Annotated in this window: 13 protein-coding genes and 1 pseudogene; 11 read left to right on the top strand and 3 right to left on the bottom strand. The window is 44.7% G+C overall.

Going from position 1 to position 22,831, the window contains the following annotated elements; all coding sequences use genetic code 11:
* Positions 1–141: 141 nt before the first annotated feature.
* On the bottom strand, positions 142–2,166 hold the full coding sequence (locus ACFP56_RS16580; protein WP_379236560.1) for a right-handed parallel beta-helix repeat-containing protein: 2,025 nt from the start codon (positions 2,164–2,166) through the stop codon (positions 142–144).
* Positions 2,167–2,489: 323 nt separating this feature from the next.
* Here ACFP56_RS16580 and ACFP56_RS16575 point away from each other — a divergent pair, with 323 nt between their 5' ends.
* The 4 genes from ACFP56_RS16575 to ACFP56_RS16560 all read left to right on the top strand — a co-directional run bounded on the left by ACFP56_RS16575 (position 2,490) and on the right by ACFP56_RS16560 (position 6,858).
* A complete protein-coding gene (locus ACFP56_RS16575) occupies positions 2,490–3,659 on the top strand; it encodes an endonuclease Q family protein (RefSeq protein ID WP_379236558.1) in 1,170 nt (389 codons plus the stop codon).
* Between the two features lie 314 nt (positions 3,660–3,973).
* Complete coding sequence (locus ACFP56_RS16570; protein ID WP_379236556.1) at positions 3,974–4,669, top strand: response regulator transcription factor; 696 nt, start codon at positions 3,974–3,976, stop codon at positions 4,667–4,669.
* Between the two features lie 17 nt (positions 4,670–4,686).
* Complete coding sequence (locus ACFP56_RS16565) at positions 4,687–6,066, top strand: sensor histidine kinase (protein ID WP_379236554.1); 1,380 nt, start codon at positions 4,687–4,689, stop codon at positions 6,064–6,066.
* A 102-nt stretch (positions 6,067–6,168) separates the two neighbouring features.
* Complete coding sequence (locus ACFP56_RS16560) at positions 6,169–6,858, top strand: hypothetical protein (RefSeq protein WP_379236552.1); 690 nt, start codon at positions 6,169–6,171, stop codon at positions 6,856–6,858.
* Between the two features lie 215 nt (positions 6,859–7,073).
* Here ACFP56_RS16560 and ACFP56_RS16555 read toward each other — a convergent pair whose 3' ends face one another.
* The gene (locus ACFP56_RS16555; protein ID WP_379236550.1) at positions 7,074–8,513 is read right to left on the bottom strand and encodes an insecticidal delta-endotoxin Cry8Ea1 family protein; all 1,440 of its coding nucleotides are present in this window, start codon (positions 8,511–8,513) and stop codon (positions 7,074–7,076) included.
* Positions 8,514–8,805: 292 nt separating this feature from the next.
* Between ACFP56_RS16555 and ACFP56_RS16550 the strand changes: the two genes are divergently transcribed.
* The 4 genes and pseudogenes from ACFP56_RS16550 (at position 8,806) to ACFP56_RS16535 (ending at position 11,212) form a co-directional block, all read left to right on the top strand.
* A complete protein-coding gene (locus ACFP56_RS16550) occupies positions 8,806–9,813 on the top strand; it encodes a phosphotransferase (protein ID WP_379236548.1) in 1,008 nt (335 codons plus the stop codon).
* A pseudogene (locus tag ACFP56_RS16545) lies at positions 9,814–10,005 on the top strand (helix-turn-helix domain-containing protein); the annotation flags it as partial.
* Positions 10,006–10,358: 353 nt separating this feature from the next.
* On the top strand, positions 10,359–10,793 hold the full coding sequence (locus tag ACFP56_RS16540) for an SRPBCC family protein (protein WP_379236546.1): 435 nt from the start codon (positions 10,359–10,361) through the stop codon (positions 10,791–10,793).
* A complete protein-coding gene (locus tag ACFP56_RS16535; protein WP_379236545.1) occupies positions 10,790–11,212 on the top strand; it encodes a VOC family protein in 423 nt (140 codons plus the stop codon). The genes ACFP56_RS16540 and ACFP56_RS16535 overlap by 4 nt, the downstream gene beginning before the upstream one ends.
* A 372-nt stretch (positions 11,213–11,584) precedes the next feature.
* On the opposite strand, the gene ACFP56_RS16530 is transcribed toward ACFP56_RS16535, so the two are convergent.
* Positions 11,585–12,223, bottom strand: coding sequence for a nitroreductase family protein (locus ACFP56_RS16530; RefSeq protein ID WP_379236542.1), 639 nt, complete (start codon positions 12,221–12,223; stop codon positions 11,585–11,587).
* Positions 12,224–12,352: 129 nt separating this feature from the next.
* On the opposite strand from ACFP56_RS16530, the gene ACFP56_RS16525 reads away from it, so the two are divergent.
* From ACFP56_RS16525 to ACFP56_RS16515, 3 genes are all read left to right on the top strand, one after another.
* Positions 12,353–12,715 carry a MerR family transcriptional regulator gene (locus tag ACFP56_RS16525; RefSeq protein WP_379236540.1) on the top strand — a complete coding sequence of 121 codons (363 nt, stop codon included), beginning with the start codon at positions 12,353–12,355 and terminating at the stop codon, positions 12,713–12,715.
* Between the two features lie 561 nt (positions 12,716–13,276).
* The gene (locus ACFP56_RS16520) at positions 13,277–18,484 is read left to right on the top strand and encodes a rhamnogalacturonan lyase family protein (RefSeq protein WP_379236538.1); all 5,208 of its coding nucleotides are present in this window, start codon (positions 13,277–13,279) and stop codon (positions 18,482–18,484) included.
* Between the two features lie 263 nt (positions 18,485–18,747).
* Entirely contained in the window at positions 18,748–22,692 is a 3,945-nt protein-coding gene (locus tag ACFP56_RS16515; protein ID WP_379236536.1) for an Ig-like domain-containing protein, read from the top strand.
* The last annotated feature ends 139 nt before the right edge of the window (positions 22,693–22,831 follow it).

Here is a 22,831-nt window from a genome sequence, read left to right as displayed (position 1 = left end):
ATGCCCTGTTCTGCAATCGGACAGGGCATGTTTTATTTTTGATCTTACAATATCATTAACCCCACCATAAGAGAAACGATAAAGCTGCTCAGCTGTCGTTTCTTCATGCAAGATGGTATGCGTTTCAGACTGGAACCTCAACTAAAATTCAAAAGTAATCGTACCATTTTCGGTCAATTCAAACGGACCAGGTGTGACATCCGCATCAGGTCTCTTCGTTCCGAAAAAGTCGGAGTCCAAACGATATGGAGTACTGTCTGGTTCCTCATACTTCATATCGGCGTGATAAGTCTTGCCAAGCAGGTTGGTCGTTACCACCAATGAAGAGGCTCCGGCAAGCAGTTCGGGCTCATTAATTTGAATGTTCATCTTGCCTTGAGCAGAATGAACCTCAACGTTTATGCCCTTCTGAGCATAGATTCTCGCATTGGATTCATGACTACTTGGTACCGCATCGTTAAGATATACATTTCCACCCATAGCTACCGGAAGAACAGCATTTCCTATAAAGAAATCCTTTGCGGCATCGCCAAGCTCGGCAAGCTCTTCTTTGCTGTATTCCCACCATTTCTTATCTTTAACGTTAGGATGTTTGTCATATCCGCCCAGCCCCACATTATGCAGATAGCAAATAGAATCGTCCGGAACACCATCCATGACTGTCTTTCCGTCCTCTCCAACCTCATCCCTTGGTTTGAGTGGAAGATGCTCAAAAAAGGTAATAGGAACAGGTGATTTAACAGCCTCATTATCCCCTAAAAAGATATTGTTGTAGTACCTGTCATCGCCTCCGGTAATATTGGAGTATCCCGCCATTGCCGTTTCATGAGGGAAATGATACGGTGTAATACGGGTTATCTCGGAACGAACGACAAATTTACCTGCAAATAAATTATGTGCAAATGCTCCGCCCTGCGCCATATTCCTAAAATTCATAGGAGAGAGGAACAGATTGTGATCAACTAGATACGGACCATGGCAAACCTCAACGAAGAGGTCTTCAGAAAGGTTGTCAAAAAATACATTACGGCTGATGCGAGTACCCTGTGCCTGCCAGTCAAGCCAAAGTCCACGGTAACAGTTATAGATTATATTTTCATTAATTTGTGTATCTAGTGCTGCATGCAGTTTGATTCCAGCCACCTCGGCACCGTGTCTAAGCCGTTTGTGATGAATATTGTAAATACGGTTCTGATAAATATGGCTGAAGGCTGCCCCCATATGACCTACAATAGCTGCCTGTTCACAATCGTGAATGACATTGCCTCGAACGATGTGACTGCCCACGCTATCCTTATGCCAGCCTGAGCGTAACGCCCGTAAAATAACCTCTTGCTCGCGTTGAGTACCGCCTTTACTATGCTTCCCCGAAGACTTAGCGTGACCTGTACCGATTTCGGTACCTAGACTGATACCAACACATTTGGATTCACTAATTATATTATTTTCAATAACCCAGCCCTTGCTCCAGTGAGGTCCGATTAAGCCTTCCTGGTAGTCTGTAGGTGGCGCCCATTGCGGAGAGGCTTGACGAAGTGTGAATCCGCTTACAGTTATGTAGTTAAGCCCTGGTTTTTCAGGCCAGAAACAGTAAGGACGCACATTGATTTCTACATTTTCCTTACGAGGATCTTTTCCTCCAAAATTAGCCCAGATCTTCGTTGTTACAGAGCCAACTTCCGCATACCATTGTAATAGCGAGTCCTGGGGGTATTTGGCTTCAGACCACACTTCGGGATTGCGAACCTTTTCGAGACGATCGGTTTCATACAGAGATTTGTGATCCAAATAAACATCACCGAGATGAACCGTGTAAGCTCCGTCAAATAGCCAGTCTCCACTCAACTCTACTTCAAAGGGATTACGAACGGAAAACATAGAATTGGGTACTTCTGTGCTCCAAACATTGTCTCCTTCAGACATCCAGTCGGTAATTCGTTCAGCTCCTGTAATAACGACTTCCCCGTCTCCTGCGGAACGATATATGATACGATGATCAGCTGTTCCTCCGTTAGCCGGGTTAACCCATTCCCTGTATACTCCCGCATGCACAATAACGGTATCACCGGCTATGGCAAGAGCGGCAGCTCGTGATATTGTACGGAAGGGTTGATCAGCTGTTCCTTTTGCCTGATCATTCCCATGCATAGCTACATGATATTCCATAAAAACTCTCCTTCATCCTATAGTATTAAAGCAGTAACCATTGCTTACCTTAATAATAAATTACTATAATCATACTATATTTTGATAATATTAGTACATTGATTACTTGCATCGACTAAGCTAAACCGTACCATAAAGAATCGTATTTGAAAGAAGGGTTAAACCATGAAATCAAGCGTTTAATCCTTTTTTGTATATGCAGCCTATTATTTTTTGCCCAGTTGATCATAATGGAGTTATGTATATTCTGATAAGCACCAATAAGCTCTAATAATATGTATAAAGTATATTTACATAATAAATTTAAGGGAGGGGGCAAGATCTTGAAAGATTTTTTTGTCGACTTACACATTCATATTGGACGAACGGCAAGTGGAAAACCAGTGAAAATAACGGGAAGTAGAAACTTAACCTTGCATGCTATTCTTCAATATGCAAATAGCCAAAAAGGGCTGGATATGATAGGGGTAATTGACTGTCATGTACCTGAAGTATTATTAGAAATTGAACAGTTAGTAAACCTAGGAGCTATGAAGGAGCTAGCAGAAGGTGGACTACAATTTCAAAATACGACCTTAATCCTAGGTTCTGAAATTGAAGTATATGACACAAACTGTCATGGACCCATTCATGTTTTAACGTACTTTCCAACAGTAGAGAAGATGAAGGATTTTTCGCAATGGATGAGTAAACATGTTAAAAATATTTCACTGAGTACGCAGCGTATTTATGTAGAAGGTCGAGTTCTGCAGCAAAGGGTACATGAATATGGTGGATTGTTTATTCCCGCACATGTATTTACACCGTTTAAAAGTTTATATGGGAAAGGCGTTCAACGGAGCTTAACAGAAGTTTTTGATGCCCAGCTTATTGATGGAATTGAGCTAGGCCTAAGCTCAGATACACAAATGGTCGAGCATATTAAAGAACTTTATCCATATCCGTTCTTAACAAACTCCGATGCACATTCGCTAGGTAAGATGGGGCGTGAATACGGAAAGCTTTTAATGGAGGAGTCAAGCTTTTATGAGCTTCAAAAAGCGCTTCGACATGAAGAAGGGCGCTTGATTCGTGCGAATTATGGTTTAAATCCATTGCTTGGTAAGTATTACGAATCAATTTGTTTCCATTGTGGTGAGCAGGTAAACATGGAAATGGAGGCATGCTCAGAGTGTGGAAGCACAGATTTCATTAAAGGTGTCTCGACTCGTATTAAAGAATTATCAGACGAAGACGTAACTCCTGTTAACAGACCACCGTATATCCATCAGGTACCGCTTGATTTCATACCGGGTTTAGGTCCTAAAACAATGAAGCGACTATTAGAAGTATTTGGAACGGAGATGAACATTTTACACCATGTAACAAAGGAGCAGCTTTTAGAAGTAGTACCAGAAAAATTAGTGGAATTGATTCATAGGGCAAGATTAGGACAATTAAACATTGTACATGGTGGCGGAGGTAAGTATGGTAAAGTGTTAGGTGAAATATAGATAACACAAGGGCTTCTCAGAGTTAAATGAGCCCAGGATATGGATACATCTGAAATTTCCACACAGTAAACGGCTTGAAGATAGATATAGAGAGACATCGGATACGATTTGTCAGATGCACCACTTTTCCCATGTGGCGTTCACCATTCGTATTCCGATGAACGATATAACTGGGATCTGACCGGAGAGTATAATTTCGATCTTTTTCCCTTAAGACTATGGGGAGTATTTGATAAACAACCTTTATCCGGATCGCTCGATCAAGATGCATGAGCATCCCTTTCAACGGTAAAACTTTCAAGAGGAGGGATCAAGTGAAAAAGATTCTCGTAATTGATGATGAAGCGGCTCTAAGAGACTTGATCGAGCTAGTGCTTAGGAGAGAAAACTTTCAGGTAAGAACTGTGGAGAATGGCAGTACGGGACTTAAGGAGCTGGATTCCTTTCAACCCGACCTGGTGTTGCTTGATTTGATGCTGCCGGACTACTCCGGTTATGACCTTTGCAAGGAAATTACCAAGAAACAGGCGATTCCCGTTATTATGCTGTCGGCGAAAAATGAAATTGTAGATAAGGTTTTGGGGCTCGAGCTGGGGGCAGAGGATTACATGACCAAGCCTTTCGATAATCGTGAACTCGTTGCCAGAATTAAGGTTGTACTTAGAAGATACGAGAATAAGGAGCCTGATCATGGCGAAGAAAATCGCATAGTCCATGGAGAACTCGTCTTTGATCTGGATACAAAAGTGGTGCTGAAAAATGGCATCCCGATTTCGCTGACGGCAAAGGAATTTAAAATTCTCGAAACGCTGCTGAGAAGGCCTGGGAAAATATTTACGAGGGACGAACTGCTGGAAATCGCCTGGGGATATGATTATTTGGGTGATAGCCGCAGCGTAGATATGACGATCATGCGGTTAAGAAAAAAATTGGAAGAGGATGCCGAAAATCCAAAGTATGTCAAGACCGTTTACGGATTTGGCTATCAGCTTGGAGGTGACTCCGTCTGAAATATGCTACCCGGCTGTTGTTGAATTATTTATTTTTTTCGGTGCTTTCCTTTACGGTCATTATTTTTTCAGTAGATAAAGCGATTGATTATTTTAGTTTTGTGACCATCGAGAAGCAAATGATGAAAAAGGCGGATTTGGGTGAGTTATCCTTTAGGGAAGTGCTCGCAAAACATGACAAAGCAATCGCCGATGGGCAAGCCTCGGATGTTCCGAGAAGCGCTCTCGAAGCGTTAAAAGCTTCAGGGAAGGAAGTGCGGATCTACGATAGTAACCAGCAACTGCTGGGCTTGGCGGTGGATGGAATCATCATTGCTGATGGGAGTCCTTTGATTTTTAAAGGGAACATTGAAAGGGCCCTCCAGGGGAATTACGCTTACACCATCACTGACAATAAATTGCTGTATTTCGCCGTACCTATTCAAGATAAGTATTATCAAAATAGTTATGTGTTCGAGTTTGTCGATGACATTTCTTACTTTTACGATATGATGGATCAAATCCGCTATATTCTCATTGCCGGCGCGGCAGGATTCCTGGTTCTGATTACGATTTCCAGTTTATTTATTGCTCGTACTACAACAAAACCGATCAAGTATTTGCTTGCGGCCACCGAGAATTTTTCCAAACAGCAGTTCCAGCGAGTTCATTTGAACAGGAAGGATGAGCTGGGGATGCTTGCGGCGGGCTTAAACCGGATGGGCATTCAATTGAATGACTACATTCAGTATCAGAAGCAGTTTGTCTCCAATGTATCTCATGAACTGAAAACCCCGCTCGCCGCTATTAGTGGATTTTCCCAATATTTATATGAGAAGGAAAGTGAAGATAAGGAACTGCAAAAGATATATTATCATCTTGTACATGAATCGGAACGGCTCACTCAACTCATTAATGAGTTATTGATGTTATCCCGGTTTGACAAAGCAGGTCTGGAAGAGATCGGCACGGAAAAGACGGATTTATCTGAATTAACCAAGCTTGTGGTAGCGGATATGAAAGCAAAAGCAGAGAGTAAAGGGATAACGCTGGAAGTAAAGGCGGGAAGTGCGGTTTACGTTGATGTGAACAAAATCTTGATGTCGCACGCCATCGCGAATATTTTGGATAACGCCATAAAGTATTCCCATGCCGAGACTTCGATCAAAATTGAAACGTTTATAAGACAGAATGAAGCGGTAATCCAAATTAGGGATCAAGGTATTGGGATCGGGGAGGATGAACTTGCACGGGTTCAGGAAAGATTTTACCGAGCAAAGAATTCGAATGTGGCCAAGGGATCGGGACTAGGATTGTCCATTTGCAAAGAAATCGTCGAGAAATTTAACGGGCATTTGGAAATAGACAGCAAAATTGGTGAAGGAACCACCGTTTCTATCGTTCTTCAGCGGTTGTAAGGCGATGTTACAAGAATGATACAAGTCTGTTATGACAATAATAAATGATTTTCCTATACTGACCTCAGTAGATAAATTAATTCAATTTTTGGAGGGGTAAGGATGAAAACATGGAGAAGATCAGCAATCCTGATGTTGCTTGCAGCATTTGTATGCATACTTTTGGCGGGATGTCAGGAAAATCAGGCGAATACGCCGATGGCACCACCCACTGTCAATGAAGAGGAGGGGGCTGCGACCGAACTGCCTGGTGGCAATTCAGCAAGCAATAACCCGGATTCCCAAGTCATTAAGGAAGGCACAATTCAAAAGGACGGAAATGTTATCCTGAAAGAACTGGCCTTTGTCTATAATGACCATACTATTGCCATTTCTGACATTGTAGACGATGAAAAGCTCGAAAGCATGCTGGGAGAGGCGGAAGAGAAAAAATCCCACACCTATTCCGAGGATGATGGTTTGAATATGGATACACTGATCGGCTTCACCGAGAAGCAATACACATTTTCGGGGGTTGAAATCAAAACCATCGATGCGGCTGAAGGGAAGAAGTTCTACATCTTCAATATCAAAATTACCGATCCCAAATATGCCACAGTCAGAAATATCAAAGTTGGGGACAGCGTCGAAAAGCTGAAAGAAGCTTATCCCGAAGGAAATCTGATCGGCAATGGAGCACCTGGCGAAGAGGATGATTTTCGATATGAACCGGCAAATTACGTGGATGTTATGACCTTTCATATCAAAGACGCCAAAGTCGAGAGCATTCAAATGTACACGCTTCTAGATTGAGTTTACGCAATTTAGCTTCTCATTTGATTTAGAAAATGGGGCCCGGGATTCATTAGTTAAACAGAATCCACGGGCCTCATTCTCTGACAGCCACTTACCTGGAGAGTTTGGACGCGGTAGTCTACCTTCCACTACACCTCAACTTGCACACTCATCCCATCCCGTCTAGATCTACATCATCAATGACCGCCCTCTTTCAGCGGACATACGTCAGATTATGGTTGGCTTAATTCAATCGTCATGCCTATTTTTTCCCAACGGGCTTGGCGCATTGCATCCCACTGATACAATTCCGACCATTCCTGAATGCATGCTCCCAATTTATCGACATCCTCAGCTCCGACATAACGGGCCAACTCCTGCGGACTCATTTTTGCAGGTGACGCTACATACATTGTACGCAATACGGCGGATTCTGGTATTGTTGATGCTTGGTTGAACTTAAATCCGAAGACGGCGCAATCGGCAGTTTTGAAGTAATTGCTGACTCCCATTATTTTAATGCTGGACAAGATCTCATCAGGGTAACTGAAGTAGTTTTTGTAGCTGCCAGAATCGCCTCCAAGTCGAATGCTGGTTGAGCCATCGCTAAAAGTGAACCACCAAGCATCTAAGATCGTACCGGATTGCGTCTTAACCCCGGTAACAGGTCCGAGCGTTGTTAGGTCAAATACGTTTGCGGCTCCGCCGTCTTTATTTCCCATACGAGGGGTTTGGGTCACACCATCAGGACCACCACCTTGCTCATATGTAACCTGACAGGCATCGATGCGGGTACCTGACCATACTTCAATTTTCGTAATCGGTGTTGTAGGAGGTGAAGGGAGATGAATAGGCCCGCTGTCATCTGCTGTTCCGATGGCATCGGAATATATTTCTCGATCTAAGTAAATTTGAACGGGGTCGGGATATAAGGTGGGATCATAATACGACCACAACGTTTTAAAGTCCAGAACAGTTAGAGTCATTTCTCTGGTAAACCTGTTAATCGTATTAAACGGCTCGGTAAAATGCTTGTTGCTTGGAGCTTTGGATTTCGTATCATTTAAAGCATTCGTGTAGATTTCATCTGTATATGTCGTATATTGCTCGATTGTTGTAGTGATTTGTTCGTGCTGATGACGTTGGATATCTTCGCTCCATCCCCAGTCGGCGCCGTATAGTACCCCGTCACGCAGGAGGCTTAGATGCAGGTTGGCGAATTGAGTAAATAGTGGGAGAAGAAGTAATTCGTACCCTTTGGATTGAAAATGGGGAAGTTCTTGAATAAAGTGTCCATGGGCAATGTTGAATTTTTGAGTGATGAGATTCTTGTCTTGCGTATGTTGCACGGCCCACAAATATTCGTTTAAATTGTTATGCAAACCCATCAGACTTTCTTCAACTTGCTTGTATACCAGATCGCTAATTTTCTGATCCACCAGTTGTTCTACTTTACTTTCGATCTCAGCCCATACATCTTGTTGTGAGGAAGGCCAAAATATTTCGACAAGAGCACTTAATACAAATCCTACAGCCGGTACCTGGCCGAGCCCAGTAGAAATAATGACCAAAGCGGCATTATTGTAATCAATCTCATACTTCAGTTGAGCGAGTTCGGGAACCTCGTTTACTAACTGACCTTGATTTACTGCTTGTTGATTGGATGACATCATTCATACATCTCCTCACAGTTTGATATTAAATTGAAATAAGTCTATATTATTCCAGTTTATCCAAATTCACTTTATCATTGTGTACGAGATTGTGTAAACCCTCCTATAGTACGATATTCAATTTGCAATCCACGAAAGTACTCCAGATAATGAGAATGCTCTTGCTCCATTTTGCCGACAGTTCTCGCCTTCCTGAAAATAAGAATCCCTCTCGCAAAGGAAGCCATACACTACGTCACGAATATGATACATACCTACACATTTTCTACCTCCTTAGAAAGGATGGTTTTTAATGCAATTGACGTCAGAGGATCAATTAGTCGCTGAAATCGCGGTCTGGCTGAAAAAGCATTTATCGGCTAAGATGCTGTCAGCCAAGCGTGTAAGGCGCGGGCTAATGAACGAGAAGTGGATTATCGAGACGAACATGGGGCGGTTGTTCGTCAAGACCTATCATCCTGGACGGTATAGGATGCATGATCCGGAATTTCGCAACAAGATTGAAAATGCCCTGCAGTTGCAACTTCTCTTCTATCAGTCGGGAGGACCTTGTCCTGAACCATTGTCGCTGGAAGGTCGCTGTATACACATCCTGCCGTGTGGCAGGTACATGACCGTCATGACCTACTGTCCGGGCACTATGGTCCCCGCTGGCATGATCGGTGAATTTAGAATGCACGCACTAGGACGAGCTATCGCAGACATGCATGCTGCCTGGGATTCTGCTGCGGCATTAAGGTTAGGAGCAGCAGTGCCGCAGGAGGAACCACTTTGGCGGTTATCTCGCGAGGAGATGAACCGCACCTGGGAGGAAAATTGGGATGCGGCTACTGATTCGTCCGAGCGTGTTCGAAGCGCGTTGCAATTACAGAAGGCGATCATCGATTCACTGGGAGATGATGATTTTTCACCTCTTGCTGCGGGCTGGACTCACCTTGATCTATGGGCAGACAACCTGCTTTTCGAAGGAGATGCTTTGACTGCTATTGTAGATTTCGATCGAGTACGCTATTCGTTTCCAGCACTGGATCTCGGACGGGCTGTCCTTTCCGGTGCACTCAACAAGAGCGAGCTTCACAAGGATGCATTGATCGCTTTCGCTGAAGGCTACCGTAGTGTGCTGCAGCTGCCGACAGGCTCGCTTTTGAGGGCAATTAAGTACGTTTGGTGTGTTGAATCCTTTTGGTGGATCTTGCCTTCATTTGAATCGTTCAGCGTGGCCCCAGCCCGTTTCGTTGAAGAAATGATTGACACTGCCAAGCAATGGGAGCAACTCGATACCCTTTTTGGGGACATCTAACAGCTCAGGCTGCAGGAGGCGCGCCGTTTGCTCTATTCAACAGCAATAGAGGTAGCTGATGCTGCGTTCCAGGTCGGCTATGAAAGTCCCTCGCATTTTAGTCGCGAATACTCGCGTATGTTTGGCAATTCTCCGTTCAAGGATATCAGGCGTTTGCGTGACGCACTACAAATCGGGAAGGGGCTTTCTTAGACAATTTTTGATGCTCAGTCATAAACCATTTGTGTACTACACGATTGGCATTGGCTCCTCTGATTTGATAAATTTTAAGGATTTATGATGAAAATAAGGTACAAATATAAATCTAGCTAATTATTTATTAACTTATATCAATTCAGCGTTATCTGCTGATGTTTACATTAAGAGACCTCCTTATGACGTACATAGAAGTACTTATGACTCAGCCTCATTGCTTGTTCCTATTTAAAATTTATCACCTCGAACTGATCAATTAGAGCAAACTCACCGATGAATTTCAAATTCGATTGACGTCTATATTATTGAGAACCAAAAATAACTTTGGAATTAAGAGAGGTGTGCTGTAAATGGAAACAAGTAATTCGACGAAAGTAACTGTCCAAGCAGTGGTGAAAGCACCAATTGAGCAAGTATGGAGCTATTGGACTGAACCGGAGCACATTACGAAGTGGAATCAAGCATCAGAGGATTGGCATGCACCAAGAGCGGAGAATGATTTGCGAGCTGGCGGTAAGTTTCTAACTAGGATGGAAGCGAAGGATGGGAGCATGGGATTTGACTTTTTTGGAGTGTATGATGAAGTAAAGCTGCATGAGCTAATCACATACACCTTAGAAGATGTGAGAAAGGTGGAGATCACTTTCGTGGATCTAGGCGGTGAAACAAAGGTTGTTGAAACTTTTGACGCAGAAAGCACACATCCAGTGGAATTCCAGCAAGCGGGCTGGCAAGCGATTATGAACAATTTCAAACAATACACAGAGCAAGGGGTGAAAAGATGACTTTAAAACTAACACCCTATATAACATTGGAAGGAACCGCAAGAGAAGCTATTCAATTCTATGAACAAGTAATCGGTGCAAAGGTTCTCTCGATGATTACTTACGGAGAAATGCCAGATATGCCGAATACTTTTACTGATGAGCTAAACAATCTCGTAGCGCATGCAAAGCTCCAAGTAGGCGAGACGGAACTTATGCTTTCTGATGCTCCAGGAGGAGTGCACATAGCGAACGGAAAAAGTGTAACCATTTGTATAACAACCAATGACGTGGAAAGATCGAAACAAATTTACGAAGCCTTGCGGCAAGATGGTCAAGTCAATATGTCTTTTAAGGAAGAGCCTTTTAGTCCTGGATTTGGCGATGTAACAGATAAATTCGGTGTCACCTTTCAAATATTTACGGAAATTCAAAGCTAAATACAAAAAAATGAATTTTTTATAAAGTATAAAGAAAAATAACCGGAGAAGCTTACACTTTTCCGGTTATTTCATCTTGCTTACAGAATGATTTTTATGATTGTTGCTCTGTTGACCATACTAGTAATGGTCATTTTACCGCCGTGAATCTGAATAATTTTTTGGCTGACGTTTCATTAATAAGGGAATGGCCCCATCGATAAAGAGTAGGCATTTCTACGTTGTAAATATGAAGCTGAAGCATCTCCGCAACGGTGATTGGCGCATTGTCGGCAGCATTGTAGATTCGCCCATCAATAACCGGTGTAAGAAGAAAAAGTCGGACCGGTTACCGGCCCGACTGTTCCTGTAATGTGGAGGGTGTATTTACCATTAGCGCCAAAAAGTAATTTCTTCGCCAGGCAAGCGCACGGATTCATGGCCAGCTTCTTTTGCTTTCCCAATGGAGAGGATCATGACCGGTACATACCGCTCGTCGTCCAGATCAAATGTGCTAACAACCTTATCACGTTCAAAGCCACCCATAGGATTGGTGTCATATCCATGAGCACGGGCTACCAGCATTAGCTGCATGGCAAATAAACTTGCATCAATTTTGGCAATCTCGATCTTTAATTCCCTCGGTAGTTGAGGAAACATGCTCATAATTTGAGTGACCTGCTTGTCGCGCACATCTTTAGGCATTTTCCCTAATTCCACAGCAGTATTATAAATTTTCTCTAGATATAATTCACTCTGAGTATCGCCCAAAATAATGAGCATCGCCGCAGAAGTATCATTTTGTCGTGTGTTAAATTGTACAAGCGGGCGAAGTTTGTTCTTCCCTTCAGGAGAATGAACGACGATAACACGCCATGGCTGCATATTCGCAGAAGAAGGCGCTAAGCTTGCTTCTTGTATGATAGCTTGCAATTCTTCCTTTGCAATTTTGACGTTCTCATCGTAAAGTTTTACGGAACGCCGCCCAGTAATAATGTTGGTAAAATCGTTATTTTTGATATATTCCAGCATGTAATCTCTCCTTTAATTTGACCAGTTATTTTGACAATAGTGATGTCTCTGGCTATCATGGTTAGTATGAACTATGAACCTTGGTTTATAGCAAGCATTAATTTTGGTAAGTTCAGAAGGGAATAGGATATGAAAGCAAATGAGGTTTCTAAGCGGACAAAGCTACCCATTTCCACCTTGCGATTCTATGAACGCAAAAAGTTGATTCCGGAGCAGTTTATTTCAAGGGATGAAAATAATTATCGCGTATATGATGAAGAAGTGGTTGAGTATTTGCAAGATATAAAAATGCTGCTCACGTTAGGCTTTACAATTGAGGAATTACTTTTACTTATAAAGGAGAGTTCTCATGTAGAGAAAAAGGCATTGGTAATGGACAAAATTTTCTATATTCAACAGCTAGAAGCAAAATTGGAAGCATCCAAAACATTCTTAACGGATGTGTTAGAGGGCAAGGCGAATTTTCAGACCCGATGCGGCCTTAAGCATTAAGAATAGTTTGCCATAATCACTCCGCCTTTATATTAATCTATTGTATCTAAAGAACTGGCGTTTCGTGAAAAATTTAACAAACTAAGTCATTCCTTAACATTATTGAGCATGCGTATGTTGTGAATGAACTCTCTTGCGAGAGGAGCATGCCACTATAACTTGTTTAAGCATGCCACTATTGACAGAGCGGTGTTCCGTATATATGTAAGGTGTAAGGAAAAACTTCAAGAAAAGGGGAGCATATCATAGGAGTGTGCCTAACTCTTTTGCAGTAACTTCACTTTTGCTCCTACCTATCATTTTTGATACAAAGATCAAAAATGATAGGTACAATCAATAGTCATGATTTACGGTGGAGTTGACGTGTGATTATAATGGAGACGCATTCTTGCCAATGTCAGACATCTATATTGGTTTAATAATATCCCTACGTAAGCGAGGTGATAACAGAAGAAAATGAAAGCGCTTCGATATAATTGAAAGCGCTTCATTCAGGGGAGCCGAAGGTTGAGCTTCTATGCGGTGAGACTAGAACTCTATGGATTGCGAGGAGTGAAGTGAATGAATAGAAGGCTTAAGAAGTACATGTCTATACTACTCACAGTTTCCATGGCATTTATGCTTATGCCCTCAGTGGTTTTGGGTGCAGAAGGAGACGAAAATACTGCATCAATGACACAAGTGGGTAGTGTATTGGATTTCGAGAATGGACAATTAGTAGGAACAGTAACCAATGCCCCGGTTGAAACTGGTCCTGGATCTATTACGGTAGCCGATTATGATTCTAAAGTACTTCGTGTTCAACCTCCATCCAGTGGCGGAGCAAGCTATTGGTGGACCCTCCCGCTTGAGAGCGGCGAATATGACCTTACCGGTAATGATCAGGTTGAAGTGAGTTTTGACTGGTGGGTTGACATTACCCGTCCAAGTGCTAACACATTAGATGTTCGCCTAAACAACGGAACAGATCAAGTGATTACGCTGCGTAGTGCTGGAGGTGGGACGAATAGTACCAACTCTCCGGCGAACATTTCCTATTATACGGGGAATATGGGTTCTAATAACGCCCCGGCAGCAGGAAGCGCGACGAGCGCATTAACCGATGTGCCGCGCCTGACAAAGCTATCGGCAACGATAAACGTTGATCTTCGACTGCAGGAGGCTTCAATTAGCCTTACTGACGGAGCTTCACGGTCATATACTACGCCACAGCCAATAGCAATAGCCACCAACAAGCTGACCAGTTTAAGCATAGGCGCCAGTCGTGCAAGCGGGCAGAATTGGGCAAGATTTAACGAGGTAACAGGCATTGTGTGGGATGAAGAATCCTATGGTATGCGTGTTGATAATATTGTAATCAAGGCAGCTTCTTCTGGTTTAGAAAAACCAACGATAAACCCAAGTGAAATTACAATATCTCCAGCCTCGGCTAATTTGGAGTATGGAGAAGGTTCACTTGCAGATAAGCACTCAGCAACATTCACTGCGGTTGTCATGCCGGAAAATGCTACAGATAGAACGTTCACATGGTCGATCAGCGACGATAAGATAGCTGCTATCGTTGTAAACGACGATAACAGCGTTACGGTTACAGCTGTTGGTGAAGGTGATGCTACGCTTACAGCTGTATCCAATATGGACGAATCGATTACGAATAGCGTACAGATCAAAGTAAACTATATCCCGCCAATTACTGAACCTACTCCTGACTTTTCTGATCTATTGGCTGAAGGCTATACGCAAGCCTTTGGAAGTAATTTCTCTGGTGACGACACTAATCCACTATGGATTTTCGCAGGCGGTACCTATCATTCGCTAGTCAGGGAAGATGCTCCGAAGGTCAATCATTACTTCAGTTTTTCTGCGTCAGGTTCAGGCAACCGCGGCGGTAAGGGAGATCTGCCGCAAGCTGTATTCGGCAGCAAGGTATATGCATACTTTGACTGGAAGGTTCCAGCGGTTACTACCGTACAAAATACGTTTAACGTAAGCTTTCAGGACGGGGCTAATGTTCTGCTAAGTCTAAGAACAGGAACCTTTAACGGCGAGAGAACAATCGGTGCCTTTGCAGGAGGGTTACCAGGACCAACAGGCCCAGACCCGGCTCATTTTTGGAGCAGTGATCGTTACCAGGAGTTTTCATATAACACCGTTAATACATGGTATACGGTGGGCGTAGAATTTGACTTTGAAACGATGATTGCTACGGCTTCCCTTGTTCCGAGAGACGATGCTTCAGCGACTCCATCAGTGCTTGAGGTTCCTTTTAATGGAAGCCAAATAAGCTCGTTTGTTCTAACTGGCGAGCGCGCTGGTGGTAATAACATTAATGTTGCAGATAACGGCATTGACAACATGTATTTCTTTACTAAGCCTCTTTCAGCAGACACGATTACAGAGGTGCTGCCATATGAATTTTTACCGGAGCTTCCTGCAACTGCTGACAGTAATATGTGGCAAAGCTGGACGAAAACTGTTTACATCGGCGATGTGACCAGCGAACAGGAGCTTAACCTGCCAGCAACCATTGAAGTGAAGGTAGCGGGCGGCAATACGGAGTCGGTAAATGTAAACTGGGAGCTAGCCGAGGGACCTTGGTCAAAAGAAGCCGTGGAGCTTGTCTATGATCCGAACAAACAGGGGGTATTCACGTATGTGGGTACGCTTGTCGATGATCCTGGTCAAGCAGTTAACAGAATGGCTCTAAAAGCTAGACTGTACATTGAGAACCGTCATAAGGCCAACATCAGTTCTGATCCGTATTCAATGGAATGGCTGGACAGAGGAGTAGTAGCTGTTCCGGAGAAAGACGGAGAAGGCATACTGATAACATGGCGTTTACTTGCTTCGGAATATGACAAGGGCTTAACATTTAACGTGTACAGAAACGGCGAGAAAATCAACACGTCACCGGTTGCTATACTAAATTATGTGGATGCGGACGGTAAAACGGGAGATATCTACGAGATAGAAACAGTAGGAGAAAGAAGCCAGCCTGCAACGGCATGGGCTAGCAATTATGTCGATATTCCATTGCAACGGCCAGCCGATCGTCCCAACCCTGCACTTGCTTACGGTGCCTCGTCCAATGCTGACCCTATTACCTATACGGCTAATGACATGTCAGTAGCGGATGTTAATGGTGATGGACAATATGAAATCCTTGTGAAATGGTCTCCTTCTCAAGCGCAGGATCCGGGTCTTGCAAACAGACACACCGGCGAGACGATTTTCGACCTGTATACCCTTGAGGGCGATTTGCTGTGGAGAATCAATTTGGGTATTAATATCGTGTCTAGTGCGCATCACAGCGCATTCAACTTCTATGATCTGGATCAAGATGGCAAAGCAGAGCTTGCAATCAAGACAGCTGATGGGACGAGGGTTTATCTACCTAAGGAGGACGGGACAATCAATGACCTGACAGATACGCCAGCTTGGGTGTTAGGCGATCCTGATGCTGTATGGGTAGGCGGTCTGCAAAACCCGGCCAATGATAACCAGGTGAACAATACGGCACTTGGCAGAGTTGCCTCCGGTCCGGAAACCTTTACGGTATTTAACGGTGAAACAGGCGAGCCGATGAAGACAGTAGATTATTTTGCGCCGTATGACATATCGCCTAACTGGGGCGACAACAACAATAACCGCAGCGACCGCTTCAACGGAGCGGTGGCCTATATGCCGAAAAATGGAGAATATGGAGCAGAGCCTTATCCTACAGTTATTGAGGTGCGTGGTCACTACGGACCACATTTTGTAGCTGCCTATCAGTTTATAGATGGTGAAATTGTAGAAGTGTGGACATTTAAGCTAGCAGATTGGAGAGCTGGCAGCAACCAAGGCAATCATAACGTAAAGGTGGCCGACGTAGATTTTGACGGTTATAGCGAGGTTGTACTTGGGGCCATTACTTTAGATCATGACGGAACGGTATTGTGGAGCTCTAACGGAACAAGAGGTACAGCAATTGCAGGCCACGGTGACGCATTGCATGTTGCAGCAATGGTTCCTGACAGCGATGAAATTTATGTGTTTTCACCTCACGAATCGGGGCCTCCAAACAATGTAACGTTGGTACGAGGCTCTACAGGGGCGCCTGTATGGACGTATTCAGCGAATGTAGGTGACGTAGGACGCGGCGTTGCAGCGAATATTACTCCGCTGCCGGGCTTCGAGGTGTGGGCTATAGAGACACCTATGTACAACGTAGTCAGTGGTAAGGTCATTACAAGCGATGTCGGCGGTATAGGCGTCACGAACAAGGCTCCTGTAAACTTTATATTGTATTGGGATGGAGACTTGCTGAGTGAGTTTTTTGACGGACCTGACAATCTGAATCGTACAGACGCACCATCAATCACGAAATTTAACTATGATATAGAAACAGGGCAAAGCGAGCTTACAACGCTCCAGACATTGACAGGGTCCTATTCCAACAACGGAACGAAAGCCAATCCAGGCTTGATCGCTGATATTTTTGGGGATTGGCGTGATGAGATTCTTGTTCGAACTAGCGATAATAACGCGTTAAGAATTTATACGACGGATATTCCAACAGAACATGTAATATATACGTTGATGCATGATCCGCAGTATCGTTTGGCAGCTAACTCACAGAATGCTATGTATAACCAGCCAGCACATTTGGGTTTCTACTTAGGTGAAGATATACGTGATAAAGTTCAGGGCATGCAGCTTCCACTGCCAAACATCTACTATACGGTAGAAGGCAAAGAGCCAGTTGAAGGAGAGAGTGCTACACTATCGCCAGCGGCAGCAACATTCTATACCAATGCCCAAGCTGATATCACTGTAACGGTAACATTGAACGGTAATACGCTCACGGGAATTAAGAATGGTGACACTGCACTGGCTGACACTGACTATAGCATTGCTGCTGCAACTTCTGATGGCAAGCAGATGGTCACCATTAAAAGAAGTTACTTATCGACACTATCCAATGGTGATGTCCTTACCTTCGTGTTTAGTGCAGGTGACCCTGCGGAACTGAAGATTACGGTGACAACGAGACAGACGCATACACCGACACCTAATCCTGGAACACCGGATGGTCCTGACGCTGAAACGGATCCAGACCCTGATCCAGATTCCGGTGTCGTGACACCAGTGCCAACTCCAGGGAAGCCAGTCCTGAACAGCGCCATCGCGAACACAGAGCAAATAAAAGCTAGCGTTCAGCAAGCACTGCTGTCAAATCAACCAATTAATTTCACCGATGTATTAGAGACACATTGGGCTGCTAAAGCAATCCAAATGGCTTCGCAGCTTGATATTGTTAAAGGTTTTCCTGATGGTGAGTTTAAAGGTAAACAGGCTGTAACGCGAGCTGAATTCGCTGCGATGATCGTCCGAACGCTAGGTATTGATACGACAGGAGCGGGCGGTTCGTTCTCCGACACAGATGGTCACTGGGCAGAAAATCTTATTAGAGCCTTGCATCGCGCAGGTGTTGTGAAAGGTACAGGCAATGGTGCCTTTAATCCCGATCAAGAAATCACTCGCGCTGAGATGTCTGCAATTCTAGCTCGTCTGTTGAACATGAGTTCAGCTAGCGAATCATCAACGTTCTCCGATATTAGCGGTCATTGGGCTGCAGACAATATTGAGCAGCTTAACCGAGCAGGTATTGTGAACGGCGTCGGTTCTGGTAAATTTGCACCGAACGATAACGCAACTCGTGAGCAGTCGGTAGCCATCATCGTACGGATGCTGGATATCGTACTCGATCTTGATCTGGATCTGTAAGACAATTTCTAACACCTTCAAGAAATGTATATCATGTCGAGAGATATGAATACAGCTTGGAGGTGTTTTTGTTTTTGCAAAAACCAGCTCTTAGTTGTGTAGAAGGATGTGTGACTGTTTCTTAAGGAGATAAAGTAGTTCATGTTTCGCCATCTCTCTTGATACAGCTCGTCCTGCCCTAGAAGAATTTTCTTTTCCTGTCATACATTCGCTGGTATCATTAATTGAAACCAACCACTAAGCGCCAAGGAGAGAAGAACAGAATGATGACCAAGATACGCAATAAAACAAAGGCAATATTTGCTGTACTATTGAGTTCCATACTGGTCCTAGCTTCGTTGACACCACTTGTCGGCGGCGGGTCCGTATATGCGGATTCAGCAACATACGTGCCTCCGATTAATGCCTCCCCAAGCTATACCGGGCCCCTGACGTGGACGAATCATACCGTGCCGGGAACAATATCGCTTGATTTCTCGATTCCCTTTTTTATCGATATGGACAAGGAAGATCAGGTATATGTAACGAAAAGTTCAACTGGCTTTGGATCTTCGAATGGGCCTACAGGGAAGGTAGAGAGAGTGTCGAAGGACGGCTCGACTAGCGAAGACCTGTCTTTTAACCAAGTTGAATTTCATAATCCGTTGGGCATTGCCGTAGACGATGGCGGAAATGTGTATGTTTCCGATAACAGCTCGTTTCGTTTAGGTGCAAACTTAGGAGGCTCGAACTCCTCCAACGTCGCAAAAATTTATAAATTGGATGCAAAAACACAAAAATGGGATGATATTACCGAGGGGAAAGTAATGCAATCCGTACTCGGAATTGCCGTGGATCGACATGGAAGCGTGTATGCTGTTGACAGCGTTTACAAAACACAAAGCGGAGGGAGTTCCACGGTTCATATTTGGAAGCTGACTGCAGGCTCGCATTCGTGGGTTGAGCTTCCAGGTGTCGCTTCGACGCTTTCGAATCCACTTGATATTGCAGTCGATGGGGAAGGTAACGTCTTCGTCACCGACATACCAGTTGGATCTTCTGGAACAAAAATTTACAAGCTGTCAGTCGGTACGAACACGTGGACGAACGTTACACCTCCTTCTTCAGGTTCGACTTCGTTTGTGACCTTCGGGCTTCATGTCGATCGGTTCGATAACGTGATCGCAGCAGATCTACATCCATTAAACTTGAGAGTATTAAAACTGCCTTATGGCAAAGGTGCCGATGGTTGGGAAACAATACAGGTCACTTCTACACCGAGTATGTTTGATGTCGCTTCAGACAGCTCAGGCTACTTATATGGAACGAGCTCTTCCAGCCTTAATGTAGTCCGTTTGATGGCAACCGTGACTTATTACGGAAATGGTCATTCTCCTGGAGGAACGGTGCCGATTGACCCGACTGGCTACAAAGCGGGCGAAACTGCCATTGTATTAGGAAATACGGGTAATTTGGTGAAGACAGATTATCATTTTGTCGGTTGGAACACGAAGGCAGATGGAACGGGTACTTCGTACGCGCCGGGTGATGGCATTCATATGACAGAAAATGCTGAGCTGTATGCTGTCTGGTCAGACCAGCCACCCGTGCCCACTTTTACGGTTGTCTATGAGGCTGGAACAAATGGAACGATAAGCGGATCAGGCAGCGAGACAGTCGTCTCGGGCAGCTTTCCTGTATCCGTACCAATGGTAACGCCTCATGATGGGTACACGTTCGTGGGGTGGAGTAGCGACGGCGGAGCGACCCTGCTCAGTAACGAAGAGGTTGCAAGTACAGTTGTGACGGACACTATAACGTACACAGCTTATTATCAAGAACGGGTCACATTAGAAAGTTTGAACCTGGATCAAACCAGCTACTCCTTGGCGATTGGCGAATCCCATCAGACGATTGTAACAGCTGTGTATTCAGATGATACGAGCGAGCAGGTGCTGTCCTCTGAGGTTACATTCTCGTCCAGCGACACGACAGTAGCTACAGTGGATGGGACAGGTCTGGTTAGTGCCATCAAGAGCGGAACGACAGTAATAAAAGCAGCATACGAAGGCAAGGAAGCGGAAGCGACAGTAACGGTGCCAGCTACTTTACCAGATCCAGTCACATTAGAAAGTCTGAAGCTGGATCAAACCAGCTACTCCTTGGCGATTGGCGAAACACATCAAACGATTGTAACGGCAATATATTCTGATGCTACGAGTGAGCAGGTGCTGCCCTCTGAGGTTACATTCTCGTCCAGCGACACGGCGGTAGCCACAGTGGATGGGACAGGCCTGGTGAGCGCCATCAAGAGCGGAACGACAGTAATAAAAGCAGCTTACGAGGGCAAGGAAGTGGAAGCGACAGTAACGGTGCCAGCTGCTTTACCAGATCCAGTCACATTAGAAAGACTGAACCTGGATCAAACCAGCTACTCCTTGGCGATTGGCGAATCCCATCAGACGATTGTAACAGCCGTATATTCAGATGATACGAGCGAGCAGGTGCTGCCCTCTGAGGTTACATTCTCATCCAGCGACACGGCGGTAGCCACAGTGGATGGGACAGGTCTAGTGACCGCCATCAAGAGCGGAACGACAGTAATAAAAGCAGCATACGAAGGCAAGGAAGCGGAAGCGACAGTAACGGTGTCAGCTGCTTTACCAGATCCAGTCACATTAGAAAGACTGAACCTGGATCAAACCAGCTACTCCTTGACGATAGGAGCAACCCATCAAACGATTGTAACAGCCGTGTATTCAGATGATACGAGCGAGCAGGTACTGTCCTCTGAGGTTACATTCTCATCTAGCGACACAACGGTAGCTACAGTGGATGATACAGGCTTAGTGAGAGCCATCAAGAGCGGAACGACAGTAATAAAAGCAGCATACGAAGGCAAGGAAGCGGAAGCGACAGTAACGGTGCCAACTGTTATCATCAATAATCCCTCTACTTCGAGCGACAACGCGAATCCAGGAGTGAAGATCATTGTGGACGGTGTTGAACAAGAGCAGCTGGCAACGGCGGAACGGGATACGGTGAACGGTCATACGGTTACGAAGATTCTGTTGGACAGCCAGAAAGTGATCGACAAGCTGAAGCGGGACAACAATAAATTGCTGACGATCCCGGTTACCGGTGACAGCCAAGTCGTCGTTGGACAGCTCAATGGCAGTCTCGTGAAGTCGATGAAAGCAAGTGATACAGAAATCAGGATTGTCACTGATCGAGCTGTCTATATGCTGCCAGCGGCGCAGATTGATATTGACGGAATCTCAGCACAATTGGGAGCAAACCAGAAGCTCGAAGACATTATCATTCAAATTGAAATTAGGGAAGCATCTGAGGAGAAGGCGGCACAGGTGCAAGCAGCGGCAAAAACGAACGGATTTGAAGCTGTTGTTCATCCGGTAGATTTTGAAATTTCTGCTTACTACGGCTCGCAATCCCTGCAAGCGAACAAGTTTAACAGCTATGTCGCACGGATGATCGCGCTGCCTGACGGACTCGATCTGGCGAACATTACGACAGGTGTCGTTCTGACCGACGGTGGGGAGTTGCACCATGTACCGACTGTCGTCATTCGCCAGGACGGAAAAACGTATGCGGTTATTAATAGCTTAACCAACAGCACTTATTCTATCATCTATAACCCAAGTGAAATGAGCGACACAGCAGGACATTGGGCCAATGCTGAGGTGAATGACATGGTCTCCCGTTTGATTCTTAATGGCGTATTGCCGACGGAGTTCCGTCCAGATGAATCGATTACGAGAGCGGAGTTCGCGGCAATCGTCATGCGCGCCCTTGGTATTCAAGGGGTTGAGTATGCGGATGCTTTTTTGGACGTCACTGCTGACGATTGGTACGCAGAAGCTGTGCAAACGGCTTTCGATTACCACCTGATTAGCGGACACAATGACGGCTCGTTCCGACCAAATGCGCAAATAAGCCGTCAAGAAGCAGTGGTTGTGCTGTATCGTGCAGCGGCAATCGCGAAGTTAAAGACAGCGCTAAGTGACGCGGAGGTTGAGATCCTATTGTCGGCATTTGCCGATGGAGCCGAGGCAGCGAACTGGGCAAGATTGAATCTTGCAGAGGCGATCGACCTCGGGCTCATACAGGGCAGAGGCAACAAACTCGATGTCAGTGCCAATCTGACTCGCGCTGAAGCAGCAGTGCTAATACGTCGAATGCTGCAAGCGGCGAACCTAATTAATTCTTAATAATAAACACGAAGGCCTCCTCCATCTCGGACGAGGCCTTCGTGTTTATAGTAAACCATTACCTGACATTGACGAAAAAATTATCCTTATATGCTGGGATATTCTACATGATTACATGTAATACTAACCAAAAACATAA

The organism is Paenibacillus septentrionalis (assembly GCF_042659865.1).
Lineage (GTDB): Bacteria > Bacillota > Bacilli > Paenibacillales > Paenibacillaceae > Pristimantibacillus > Pristimantibacillus septentrionalis.
The sequence above is the reverse complement of the archived record's forward strand: the minus strand, read 5'-3'. Positions and strand labels throughout refer to the sequence as shown.